At 35.6% G+C, this 14,502-nt stretch carries 4 protein-coding genes; 2 read left to right on the top strand and 2 right to left on the bottom strand.

Annotated features, from left to right (window positions below):
* Positions 1-10: 10 nt before the first annotated feature.
* On the top strand, positions 11-4,996 hold the full coding sequence (locus H3R25_RS04260; protein ID WP_198194410.1) for a SpaA isopeptide-forming pilin-related protein: 4,986 nt from the start codon (positions 11-13) through the stop codon (positions 4,994-4,996).
* Positions 4,997-5,837: 841 nt separating this feature from the next.
* Positions 5,838-12,197 (top strand): SpaA isopeptide-forming pilin-related protein, encoded by a 6,360-nt coding sequence (locus tag H3R25_RS04255; RefSeq protein ID WP_198194409.1) that lies wholly within the window; start codon positions 5,838-5,840, stop codon positions 12,195-12,197.
* Between the two features lie 140 nt (positions 12,198-12,337).
* Here H3R25_RS04255 and H3R25_RS04250 read toward each other — a convergent pair whose 3' ends face one another.
* Positions 12,338-13,603: an ABC transporter permease gene (locus tag H3R25_RS04250; RefSeq protein WP_198194408.1), complete on the bottom strand. Its 1,266-nt coding sequence runs from the start codon at positions 13,601-13,603 to the stop codon at positions 12,338-12,340.
* Positions 13,603-14,283: an ABC transporter ATP-binding protein gene (locus tag H3R25_RS04245; RefSeq protein WP_198194407.1), complete on the bottom strand. Its 681-nt coding sequence runs from the start codon at positions 14,281-14,283 to the stop codon at positions 13,603-13,605. The genes H3R25_RS04250 and H3R25_RS04245 overlap by 1 nt, the downstream gene beginning before the upstream one ends.
* Positions 14,284-14,502: the final 219 nt, after the last annotated feature.

The following is a 14,502-nucleotide window of genomic DNA, read 5'->3' as shown; positions in this document are numbered from 1 at the left end:
GTAATTTAATATGAAGAAAATTAAAAAGGCTCTATTTTGCTTTATGAGTTTAATGGTTCTCTTGCAGTATATGATGCCGACAGTTGTCTTTGCTGTAGAAAATCAAGGCGACTTTCAGTTAACTTCTTTATCTGTCGATAAAGAAGAGAAAGACACGATTGAAGCGAAAATAAGCCTTTCTTTTAAAGCTCAGACAGAAGAAAGCCAAACGTTGATCTTTAACGAAGACGCAACCGTTAAAGATGTAAAAATAGAAAATGAAACTGAGTCAACTAAAGTTGATTACGTTATCAACAAAAATAAAATAGAGATGAAGATTGCTCCTAGAACAGAGGGAACAATTATCCTTTCTGTTTTACTCGACTCTTCAGATTTAAAAGATGATAATCTGATGCTTACAAATGGTGTTCAAACACTAAAGGCTCCGCTAAAAATGCATGAGTCAGAATCAGAAGAAGATGCAACTAAAGAAACAGAAGAGTCTGAAAAGGAATCTGAATCTGCTGATAAAGCTAAAGAAGTAAAAATAAAACGTGATGGCGGCAAGCAAAACATTCGTGATTTATTAACTAAAGTGGGAATTAGTCCTGCAACAATTATTGACGATGTAAAAGTTGTATATATTGATAGCAATGGTCACATATGTACGGACTTAGATAGCATACCAGCTAATGCAAGTGTTGAAGTAAATTACTCTTGGAGTCTTCCCGAAGAATTATTCGGAGTAATCAAGGAAGGTGATTATTTCGAATTTAGCTTACCAGATGCCATTCGAGTTTTTCCGGGAACTGGACCACTTATAGGAAATCTAGGTCAATATGGTTCATATGAAGTTTTCACTGATGGTAGAGTACGGTTTGAATTCAACAAGAATGTAGAAACTGATCATGATATAGTGGGTAGCTTCAGTTATTCAACAAAGTTTAAGCGGACTGAACCTGGAGTAGTTGTCGTTCAAACACCAAATGAAGATAATGCTGGACCGAGCAAAATTCGTATTCGTCCAAATTATGATCAAGCTATAGATAAAAGTGGTCACGTTAATAAAGTACCTAATCCAACTGGAATAGTTTGGGAAGTCAATATTAATCGTCCCTTAAGTAATATGAAGGATGCCGAGCTTGTTGATATTGTACCTGCTGGTACAAGTCTGAAGAGTATTGAGATTTATCCAGAAACTGTAGATGGCACTGGTGCTATTGTAAATATTGACAGGGATCACCCATTAACCGAAGGCGTAGATTATAAAAGAATCTCATCTGGTTCGACTGAAACCATTAAGTTTATTGGAAAGTACGCAGAGACTCATCAAGCCTTTCATGTTGTTTATACAACAATGATTGATGAGGATAGAAAACCTGAGAAGGGTGGAAACGTAGAATTCAAAAACCGTGCTACTCTTGATGATGGTACTTCCAGCACCTCTGCTGAAGCGAGCGTCACTGCCCATTATGAGCGACCAATTACAAAAAATGGTCCGTTTGCCACAGGTAATGATCAAATATATAAATGGATTGTTAGATACAACTACAATGAAAGGAAGCATCCCGCTGGCTCAACGATTACGGATACAATGTGTGATAGGCTTTCTTTAGTCAAAGATTCCGTTAAGTTATTTAGGATTTCATTTACTGGTGCTGGTGATGACGAAATAATTGGCGATTCCTTGGTAGAAGGTAGCGATTACGTAATAGAAGAAAGTTCATCTAATGCGCACCGATTTATCATTAGGTTTTTAAAGGAAATCGATTATCCAGTTAGAATTGACTACCAAACAAAAGTGAACGGTTATGTTGACGAAACTACTCCAATTTCTAATTCTGTCATAACAGATATCGGAGATAGTGACGAGAGTGAAGGTACTGGACATAAAGATGAGATTAAAGGGGATGCAAACCAGCAGAGTATTGCTAAGAGTATTGACGGTGATATTGACTACGTAACTCATGAAATCCCATGGCAAATTCAAATTAATAAGTCTGGCTATTTGCTGAAAAATTGGTATTTGGAGGATACATTCAGTAAAGGACAAAAATTAGTAGATGGTAGTTTCAGAATCATCGATCTAACCGAAGAGAAAGCGTTGAGTTCAGATCAATATACATTTACTAAAACCGACAATGGCTTTAAGGTAGAATTTGAAGGCGAACTGAAAAACGGCACTGATCATAAATATGCCATAACCTATAAAACTAATTTTGATATTGCTGCAATAGAAGGCACTGGAAGTGAAGATTCATTTATATTTAAAAATACGGCTACTGCAAACTGGATGGATAAATCTGGTGGCAGTCATTCAAGCACAGATTGGGTAGAATTTGATCCACTGCAAAGATTTAAATACAATGGAAACAAAATTGGTGTGTATAATGCGATTAACAAGAAGATTACTTGGACAGTAGCAGTAAACTATCGTCATCAAGAGTTGAAAAATGCAACGATTACGGATGTAATAGAAGCGCCACAAGATTATGTTGCAGGTAGCGCGAAACTATATGAAGCAACGGTCAATAGTAATGGTACTTACACTTTAGGTGATCAAGTTGGGGCAGACCTAGTTGAGCCTACGACTGCTCTGCCAACATTACAGGTTAACTTGCCAGAGAACAGTAACAAAATGTACGTACTTGTCTTCGAAACAAGTCTGGCAGGAAAAGTAATCAATCAACAGTATTATAATAATAGGGCGGTCTTTACCACTGAAGGTGTATCACATAATTTAAACTCGAGTATTTCACCAGCCCATTTCGGCGAATTACTTGATAAGGATGGTGCACAGGATCCTGATGATAGCGGTTATGTAAAATGGAACTTAACAGTTAATGCTTCACAATCTACTTTAAACAACGTAAAAATTGTGGATACTCCATCAGCTAACCAATTTATTTCTAAAGATGGGATCGTAATATATGGAACTATTGTTGACAGTGCAGGGAATATCGAAAAAGATAGTTCAACTGTTTTAGCTGAAGGTACAGATTACAAAGTAGATATTGAAACTAACAATGCAACAGGTGCTCAGGTAGTTACAATTGAGTTTCTAAAGCAAATTACCACATCATATATAGTGGAGTATCGTTCATTAGTTCTTTTAGATAAATTAGTTGACACAGTTGCAAACTCTGCCAGTATATCCGGGCTGAATGAGCAAACTATAACTCAGGGTCAAGCTAAGGAGATTGTTGTAACTAGCACGTCTGGAAATGCTACAGGGTCAAAGGGATCGATTAAACTTATTAAAGAGGATTTAAGCGGAAAGAAGAGATTATCAGGTGTTCACTTACAATTGTGGACAATCAATGAAAAGCTGGAGAAAAATAAGCTTGTTCGTGAAGGTGTTACAGATTCAAACGGTGAATTAGAGCTTGGTAATTTGCGAGTTCAAGAATATCTCGTTGTTGAAACTGAAGCTCCTGCTGGCTATACAGTCAGCGATGAGTTGGCAAAAGGTAAGAGAATCAAGGTTATAAAAGATAAAGCAGGCAGTACTACTAAAGTAGTTCATATTTATAATGAACCAACAAAGGTGACTTTTAGAAAAGTGAGTGAGCCTGACGAAAAAGGTTCAAAACTTCCACTAAAAGGAGCGGAATTTAAAGTTCTTGATTCTAATGGAAAAGTTGTAGAAGGATATGAAAACGTCGTTTCAGACGATGAAGGAATCGTCACGATTGAAGGTTTGGTTCCAGACAAGTACCAAATTGTAGAAACAAAGGCACCTACTGGATATAAATTAGACGATAAGCCAAGAGAGTTTACGGTAGAAAAGAAAGCTGACGGAATAATTCCTCCAATTAACTTAGGTGATTGGGAAAATAAGCGTCTAAATTATAAAGGATCTGCTAAACTACTCAAGACTGATAGTAAAGGCAATCCACTAGCTGGAGCAGAATTTAAAGTAGTCGATAGGGATGACAATATTGTTAAATCAGGTTTGACTTCAGATGCCAATGGAGTTGTTTTAGCTACATCGTTGGCACCAGGTAAATATGAATTTGTCGAAACCAAAGCTCCTGAAGGATATGTTATTAACTCAGCACCAGTTAGTTTTACAATAAATGAAGAAGCTAAGGAAGATCCAGCTGCGGTAGTTACAGAGTGTGAGTTAATTAACTACAAGGGATCAGCTCAATTAGTCAAAACTGACAGCAAAGGCAATCCTTTAGCTGGAGCAGAGTTTAAACTGGTTGACAAAGATGGTAAAACAGTTCGCGAAAACTTGGTATCATCAGAAAGTGGTATCGTCTTTGTCTCAGACTTGGCACCAGGCAAATATGAATTTATCGAAACTAAGGCACCAACTGGCTATGTTATTAATTCGACACCGACTGATTTCACCATAAGTGAGTCAGCTCAAGGTGAGCCTACTGTTGTTGAAGCCAAATTAGTTAACTATAAAGGTTCAGCTCAATTAGTTAAAACCGACAGTAATGGTAAACCTTTAGCTGGAGCAGCATTTAAAGTAGTTGATGCAGATGGTAAAACTGTACAGGAGAAACTGGTCTCGTCTGACAAAGGTATTGTTTCAGTAACTGACTTAGCACCAGGTAAATACCAATTTATCGAAACCCAAGCGCCTAAAGGTTATTACTTAAATAGTAAGCCAGTTGATTTTACAATTGATAAAGAGGCAGTGGGTGAGCCTGTCTTAGTGAAAGCTGGAAACTTAGTCAACATGGAAATTAAGAATGATACACCAGAATGGCCAAGTAATCCTGAAACTCCAAGTGCACCTGACGAACCAGATAGTCCGGATAATCCTGAAAAGCCAAGCATTCCAACAGATCCTGGAAAGCCAAGTATTCCGGATAATCCAACTACGGCAAAAACTGTGTATGATAAGAGATATAATAAAAAAAATCGGCACGATACAAGTCAAAAACTGCCGAAAACGAATTATCAAAATACATTATGGCTAACAATTTTAGGCTTGGTTATTCTTATGCTTGTAGCTGTGATCATCTATCGAAATAAGAAAGTAGACCAAGCTGAATAGTTATCTAGTTCATATCATGAATTAAGAAAATCAAATTTTTAAAACAACTAAAAGTGCACAATGTAATCTTCAAGGTTAAGATACTTTATTAGTTGATTTCTAAGGACTAACTTCCGAGATTTTATCGAAGTTAGTCCTTTTAGTTTGACTTTTATTTTTCGATTGGAGGAATAGTTAATGTTACTCTTCAATCGCAGTTTACAGTCCCGTAATAATTTAATTGAAAAAATTTTTTTCGTTTTAACATATTCCATAAACCGTTCACTAATTCAGAATTAAATGATTTTCTCATATGAAATACTGATTTTTCCAATCAATAATTTTAACGTAACTGAAAAGGCATTATGTAATGCAAATCTTGAATGGCGTGGAAGAAAAAAATATTCAATTCTAATAGCCAGAACACAATTTTTTATTAAATATATTAATATACTTAATTAGTATACACAGGCTTTTGTTTATAAATAGTAAAAAACAGTAAATAAAATTTTTATATTAATTTTAAGAAGTAAATTTCCTGAAAAGGTGTTATTTTTTTGAATCCACTTTCTATTTGATTATCTAAAGTAAAAATGTAAAAAACAACAAGTCATAACTGTTATTTTATAGTTAGAACAGGTTATATATCAGATAAATACTATGTTGACGCTACATAAGCTATACTATATAATCAAAAAACGTAGCATATGAATATATAGTGTTAAATAGAATGTGTTATTTTATTTAAGGAGTACGTTACTATATCTGTCACTGATAAAACATTTTATAGGAAATATTTATTTCGCGATTAGGTCTATATTTTTAAGGGAAATATAGGAAATATGGGGAAGTGTAATTTAATATGAGGAAATTTAAAAAGGCACTATTTTGCTTTATGAGTTTATTAATTCTCTTGCAGTATATGGTGCCGACAATTGTCTTTGCTGTAGAAGATCAGGGAGATTTTCAATTAAATACTTTATCTATAGATAAAGAAGAGAAGGATAAGATTGAAGCGAAATTTAATATTTCCTTTAAGACTCAAACTGAAGAAAATCAAACTCTATCTTTTAACGAAAATGCAGACGTTAAAGATGTGAAAATAGAAAACGAAGTAGAATCAACCAAAGTTGATTATGTTATTAAAAAAAATAAAATAGAAATGAAGATTGCCCCCAGAACCGAAGGGACAATTAGTATTGCTGTAACAATTGATTCTTCGAACTTAAAAGATGATAATTTGATACTTACAAATGGAGTTCAAACACTAAAGGCTCCAAGAAAGATAAGTGAGACAGAAGAAGAATCAAATAAGGAGAAAGAGTCAGAAACTGCAGATAAAGCTAAAGATGTAAAACTGAAACGTGATGGTGGTAAGCAGAACGTTCGTGACTTATTAGCTAAAGTGGGAATTAGTCCTGCAACGATTATTGACAGAGCAAAAATTTCATATACTGACAGTAATGGCAATCCATTGACTGATTTAGATAATGTGCCAGCTAATGCAAATGTTGAAATAAATTACTATTGGAGTCTTCCAGAAGAATTATTTGGAGTAATTAAAGCAGGCGATTATTTTGAATTCAAATTACCAGATGTTATTAGGATTTTTCCAGGAACTGGTCCACTTGTTGGAAAATTAGGCCAGTATGGCTCTTTTGAAGTTTTTACGGATGGTAGAGTTCGATTTGAGTTTAACCAAAATGTCGAAACCGATCATGATATAACAGGGGACTTCAGTTATGCAACAAATTTTAAAGAGTCAGAACATGGTGAAATTGTAATTAAAACACCAACTGAAGAAAATATTCCACCTACCACAGTTCGTATACGTCCTAACTACACTCAAACTATAGATATGAACGGATACTCTGATAAAAAGATGAACCCAGATAATACAATTTGGGAAATTAATATTAACCGTCCTTTAAATAAAATGGTAAATGCTACTGTTACTACAGATATAGAAGATTTTGAGACCGTTAAGATATATCCAGAAACTGTGGACAATAATGGAAATATTGTAAGTATTGATAAAGGCCACCCATTAACTCAAGGTGTGGATTATAAAAGAGATTATACTGGCCCATCTAAAACCATTAAGTTTATCGGCAAGTATGCAGAGACCTATCAAGCATTTCATATAGTTGTTGTAAACAAAATTGAAGAAAGATATAAAAGTAATTCAGGTAACACTGTTGTGGTGTGTAACCGAGCTACTCTAAATGATGGAAGTTCCATAACAAAGGTTGAAGCAGAGGCTAGAAATCAATTTGGAAAACCAATTTCCAAATCGGGTCCTGTTTCTACGGGTACTCATAATATATATAATTGGACTGTTAGATACAACTATAATGAAAGGAAACGTCCAGCTGGTTCTACAATTACAGATACTATGAGTGATAGATTGTCTTTGCTCACTGATTCTGTTAAATTGACTAAAGTTTCATTTAATAATGAAGGCAATGAAGTAGTTGGGGATACCTTAATAGAAGGACAGGATTATAAGGTAGAGCAGAATTCGTCTAATATTCACAGGTTCATTATTAGATTCTTAAAAGATATTGACTATGCAGTTAAGATTGATTACCAGACAAAAATCACTGATTATGTTGAAGTCACAACACCAATTTCAAACTCCATAGAAACAGATTTCGGCGACGACCGTGATATAAGTGGTACTGGAACTAATTTTAAAGATGAAAAAGATGCAAATGCGTTCCAACAGAATGTGGAAAAAAGTGTTGATGGTGAAGCTAACTATCAAACTTGTGAAGTTCCATGGAAAATAGAAATTAACAACGCTGGTTATTTTCTGAAAAATTGGAAACTTGAAGACAATCTTCGCAAGGGACAGAAATTATTAGAAGACAGTTTCAAAATTGAAGATACTACTGAAAACAAAATTCTTAGTCCAGATCAATATACATTTACTAAAACTGACATTGGCTTTAATGTAGAATTTGAAGGTGATTTAAAAAATGGTACTAACCATAAATTTACAATCACGTACAAGACAAAGTTTGATCTCAGTGAATTAGAATTAGACAAAGAAGAAGGATTAGAACATTTAGTTAATATTTATAATGAAGCTAGTGCAAAGTGGATTGATAAAGAAGGTAAAAATCGTAAATCCAATACGATTGCGAAATTTAGCCCAATTAGTGAATTTCAATTTAACGGTAAAAAATCTGGTGAGTATAATGCGATTACTAAAAAGTTCACTTGGACAGTGGCTGTAAATTACCGTCAAAAAGGATTAAAGAGTTCAGTAATAACAGATACAATTGAAAAGTCGCAGGATTATGTTCCAGGCAGTGCAAAACTATATGAAGCGACAGTTAATACTGATGGCTCATATACTTTAGGTAGTCAAGTTGGGGCAGACCTAGTTGAACCTACGACTGCTCTGCCAACATTACAGGTTAATTTGCCCGAGAACAGTGATAAAGTGTATGTACTTGTTTTTGAAACAAGTTTGGCAGGAAAAATAATCGACCAACCTACATATAACAACACTGCTAGATTTACAACTGATGGAACCTCACATAATTTGAATGCGAGCATCTCACCAGCTCATCATGGAGAGTTTTTAAGCAAGGACGGTAATCAAGATCCTGATGATAGCAGTTATGTAAAGTGGAACTTAACGGTTAATGCTTCGCAGTCAACCTTAAGTGACGCAAAAATTGTGGATACCCCATCAGCTAACCAATTTATTTCTAAAGATGGAATCGTAGTATACGGTACGACTGTTGACAATGCAGGGAATATCGAAAAAGATAGTTCTACAGTTTTATCTGAAGGTACAGATTACAAATTAGATATCAAAACTGACAATGCAACTGGTGCTCAAGTAATTACAATTGAGTTTCTAAAGAAAATTACCACATCATATATAATAGAGTACCGTTCTTTAGTTCTTTTAGATAAAGCGGCTGACTCCGTTACAAATTCAGCCAATATATCTGGGATGAATGAACAAACTGTAACTCAGGAAAAAGCTAAGGAGATTGTTGTTACTAGCACATCAGGAAATGCTACAGGATCGAAGGGATCAATTAAACTTATTAAAGAAGATTCAAGTGGAAAGAAAAGATTAGCAGGTGCTCATTTACAACTATGGACAATCAACGAAAAGCTGGAGAAAAATAAGCTTGTTCGTGAAGGTGTTACAGATTCAAATGGTGAATTAGAGCTTGGTAACTTACGAGTTCAAGAATATCTTGTTGTTGAATCTGAAGCTCCTGCTGGCTACAAGGTCAGTGATGAACTGGCAAAAGGTAAGAGAATCAAGGTTATAAAAGATGAAGCAGGCAGTACTACTAAAGTGGTTCATATTTATAATGAACCAACAAAGGTAACTTTTAGAAAAGTGAGTGAGCCTGACGAAAAAGGTTCAAAACTTCCATTAAAAGGAGCAGAATTTAAAGTTCTTGATTCTAATGGAAAAGTTGTAGAAGGATATGAAAACGTCGTTTCAGGCGATGAAGGAATCGTTACGATTGAAGGTTTGGCTCCAGGCAAATACCAACTTGTAGAAACAAAGGCACCTACTGGATATAAATTAGACGATAAGCCAAGAGATTTTGCGGTAGAAAAGAAAGCTGACGGAACAATTCCTCCAATTGACTTAGGAGATTGGGAAAATAGACGTCTAAATTATGAAGGATCTGCTAAACTACTCAAAATTGATAGTAAAGGTAATCCTCTAGCTGGAGCAGAATTTAAAGTAGTCGATAAAAATGGCAACATTGTTAAATCGGGGTTAACTTCAGATACCAATGGCTTTGTTATAGTTGCATCTTTGGCTCCAGGTACTTATCAATTTATTGAAACTAAAGCTCCAACAGGTTATGTTCTGAATTCCAAACCGGTTAGTTTTACAATAAGTGAAGAAGCCAAGGAAGATCCAGCTGCGGTAGTTACAGAGTGTGAGTTAATTAACTATAAGGGATCAGCTCAATTAGTAAAAACTGACAGCAAAGGCAATCCTTTAGCTGGAGCAGAGTTTAAACTGGTTGACAAAGATGGTAAAACAGTTCGCGATAGTTTGGTATCATCAGAAAGCGGCATTGTCTTTGTCTCAGACTTGGCACCAGGCAAATATGAATTTGTCGAAACCAAAGCACCAACTGGTTATGTTCTGAACTCAGCACCGGCTGGTTTTACAATAGATGAATCAGCCCAAGGAGAGCCTGCAGTTGCAGAAGCAAAATTAGTCAATTATAAGGGATCAGCTCAATTAGTAAAAACCGACAGTAAAGGTAATCCTTTAGCAGGAGCAGAATTTAAAGTAGTTGATGCGGATGGTAAGACAGTTCAAGAAAACTTGGTATCATCTGATACAGGTATAGTCTTTGTTTCAGACTTGGCACCAGGAAAATATGAATTTGTCGAAACTAAGGCACCAAGTGGTTATGTTCTGAATGATGCTCCGACTAGTTTTACAATAGATGAATCATCACTAGGAAAGCCTAAAGTAGTAGAAGCAAAACTAGTCAACTACAAGGGTTCGGCTCAATTATTAAAGACTGATAGTAAGGGTAATCCTTTAGCAGGAGCAGAATTTAAAGTAGTTGATGCGGATGGTAAGACAGTTCAAGAAAACTTGCTATCATCTGACAAAGGTATAGTCTTTGTTTCTGACTTAGCACCAGGTAAATACCAATTTATCGAAACTAAAGCCCCAACTGGCTACGTTCTGAATTCGACACCGACTGAGTTCACCATAAGTGATTCAGCTCAAGGTGAAACTTCAGTAGTGGAAGTAAAATTAGTCAACTACAAAGGCTCAGCGCAACTAGTTAAAATTGACAGCAAAGGCAATCCTTTAGCAGGAGCAGAATTTAAGGTGGTCGATAAAGATGACAATATTGTTAAATCAGGTTTGACTTCAGATGCCAATGGTACTATTTTAGTTACAGATTTGGCACCAGGAAAATATGAATTTGTCGAAACCAAAGCACCAAGTGGTTATGTTTTGAATTCAACACCAGCTGGTTTTACAATAGCTGAAACAGCTCAAGGTGAACCTACAGTTGTCGAAGCAAAATTAGTCAACTACAAAGGTTCAGCTCAATTAGTAAAAACTGATAGTAAAGGTAATCCTTTATCTGGAGCAGAGTTTAAACTAGTTAATAAAGATGGTGAGACAGTTCGCGAAAACTTGGTATCGTCTGATACAGGTATAGTCTTTGTCTCAGACTTGGCACCAGGAAAATATGAATTTGTCGAAACCAAAGCCCCAAGTGGTTATGTTTTGAATTCAACACCAGCTGGTTTTACAATAGCTGAAACAGCTCAAGGTGAACCTGCAGTTGTCGAGGCAAAACTAGTCAACTACAAGGGTTCGGCTCAATTATTAAAGACTGATAGTAAAGGCAATCCTTTAGCTGGAGCAGAATTTAAAGTAGTCGATAAAGAAGGTAAGATAGTTCAGGAAAACTTGGTGTCATCTGATGAAGGTATTGTTTTTGTCTCAGATTTGGCACCAGGTAAGTATCAATTTGTTGAAACTAAAGCACCAACTGGATACATTTTGAATTCGACACCAACTGAATTTACAATAAGTGAGTCAGCTCAAGGCGAACACGCAGTTGTCAAAATAAAATTAGTCAACTATAAGGGTTCGGCCCAATTAGTTAAAACTGACAGTAATGGTAAACCCATAGCTGGAGCAGAATTTAAAGTGGTTGATGCAGCTGGTAAGACAGTAAAGGATAAACTAGTGTCGTCTGACAAAGGTATAGTTGCAGTGACGGATTTAGCACCAGGCAAATACCAATTTATCGAAACCCAAGCGCCTAAAGGTTATTATTTAAATAGCAAGGCAGTAGACTTTACAATTGATAAAGAGGCAGCAGGTGAGCCGAGGTTAGTGGAAGCTGGGAGCTTAGTCAACCTGGAAATTAAGAATGATACACCAGAATGGCCAAGTAAGCCGAGTGATTCTGAAACACCAGGTACACCTGACGAATCGGACAATCCTGGGAAACCAAGTAGGCCCGCTACCCCAACCACATCAAAAACTATGTATGATAAAAGATATAATAAAAAAGGTAGTAAAAAAGTCATTCATAGTAAGGATAAAAGTAAGGGTGAAAAATTGCCAAAGACAAATTATCAAAGTACAATACTGTTAACAGTCTTAGGCTTGATTATCCTTATGCTTGTAGTTTTAGTTATTTATCGAAATAATAAAATGGACAATGATGAATAGTTATCTAGTTCATATCATGAATTAGTAAAACTAAGTTTTTAAAACAACAAAATAGGTACAGAGTAATATAAAACTCTGTACCTATTTTTTATTAATTACGATTTAAAAAGAAGTTAGACTACTCGAGTGATCCTATCTTTTTATTCATAGCGCAAGGCCGTAATTGGATCTAATTTTGCAGCTCGTCTTGCTGGCAACGTTCCTGCTAAAAATGTAATTAGGCAAATGATACCGACGATTAACAAGCTACTGGACCAATTAAACTGGACTAAAACAAAACCATCTATTCCTTTAAGGAAACTACTTGTTGCTGCTTTATTCAATAATTGGCCTAAGCCCATTGCAGAAATTAAACCTAACAATGACCCGATTAATCCAATTAAAATAGCTTCACAGCTAAAAATTGAGAATACTTTCCCGCGGCCTAAGCCAAGGGCTTTCATCAAACCAATTTCACGTGTTCGATCACGAACTGACATGTAAAGCGTATTGATAACACCGAAACTAGCAGCAATCAATGCAATTGCCCCAAAGATAATTAACACACCGGTTGCTGCATTAAAGGTTTGAAATAGTTGCTTGACGGCTTCCTTTAGAGTTTGTGCGTCATAGCCCTTTTTGCTAAGGGCCTTTTCGGCCTTTGCAACTGCTGCGTCGCTTTTTCCAACTGGAGTTGCCACAACTTCGGTATAACGATCTTTAAGTGTTTTCGGCAGACCATCTTGATTGGCGGTAACAATTTTTTCACTTAAGCCATGACTATATACTGATTGACCGCTGTTTACCATACTTTCGTTTCTAATACCAACAACTTTTGCAGTGATAGTTGATTTTTTCTTGGTAACAGGTGAAATGACAACCAAGTTTATCTTTTTGCCGAGAATTTTACGAATTTTTTTATAGCCAAAAGCCTTAGCCATTTCTTTTGTTAATAAAATCTCTGATTTATTTCCAGAAGTAGCCACTTGTTTACCAGCAAATAAATCATATTTGATACCAAGGGTAGTTTGCGCATTGATCACATATTTAGTATTACTTTTACCTTGAGCATATTCAACGTTATCATCTTTCATTGCTTTAACGTTTTTAATTCCCTTAGTGCGCTTGATTTTTTCGACATCTTTTTTAGTCATCATGCCGTCAGCGTTTTGACTACTTTTCTTAGTACTATATTTCTGCGGTCCTGTACCATCTCCAGCTGAGTATTGCGGTGAAATGATCATTTGTTCAGTGTTACCAACATTACCAATTTGTTTATGTAAATAGTCATTAACACCCGTATTAATTCCTAGTGTAATACTAATTGTTAAAGAACCAATTAAAACCGCAATAATAGTTAATAGAGTTCTTCCTTTGTTATGCCATAAGTTGGATCCAGCAGAGTTTAAAATATCACGGAATTTCATTAGAAATCTCCTTTCACTACTTGACCATCTTTAATTTGGATTTGACGATCACATTTTTGGGCTAAGTCTGGATCGTGGGTAACGATAATCAAGGTAATACCTTTTTCACGATTCAGTTTGAAAAGAATATCTTCAACTTTTGCACCGGTATTAGAGTCTAAATTACCTGTTGGCTCGTCGGCAAAGATAATTTCTGGATTGTTAACAAGTGCTCGGGCGATACAAACGCGTTGCTTTTGACCACCTGATAGAGCACTAGCTTTATTATTCATTTTTGCTTCTAAACCAACCGCTTCAAGTGCAGAAGTTGCTAATTCACGTTGTTTTTTGCCAGTTACACCGGCTATTTTCATTGGCAACATAACGTTCTCAAGAACACTATCTTGTGCATTGAGGAAAAACTGTTGAAAAACAAAGCCAAAAGTCTGGTTTCGCAACTTGTTTAATGACTTTGCCTTAATTTTTGCTGTTGGTCGGTCATTTAGTAAAATGCTGCCTGAAGAGGGATGATCTAGCAAAGCCATAATATGCATTAAGGTTGATTTGCCAGAGCCACTTTTACCAATGATAGCAACTGATTCTCCTTTTTCAATCTTCAAACTAACGCCGCGTAATGCCTGAAAGCTAGTTGTTCCTTTCCCATAAGTACGTGTAATATCCCGCGCCTCAATTAAACTCATTTTATTCACTCCTTTTGTACTGCTGTTATATATAAATAATACACTAGATGATTTAAAATTCAATACATTATGGAACTAAAATTAAAAAAAGATGTAAATGAGAGTAATGTAGTAGCGTAAAATTCATTAGTTGCTTAACTAATTGAAGTTTAATTGACGCTTCGGTTGCAATCTGATGGCTTGCATAACATGTTTTTAGGTTCTACAATATTATATAAA

It is taken from the genome of Lactobacillus sp. M0390 (assembly GCF_016102085.1).
Classification (GTDB): domain Bacteria; phylum Bacillota; class Bacilli; order Lactobacillales; family Lactobacillaceae; genus Lactobacillus; species Lactobacillus apis.
This window is presented reverse-complemented; position numbering and strand designations above follow the sequence as displayed.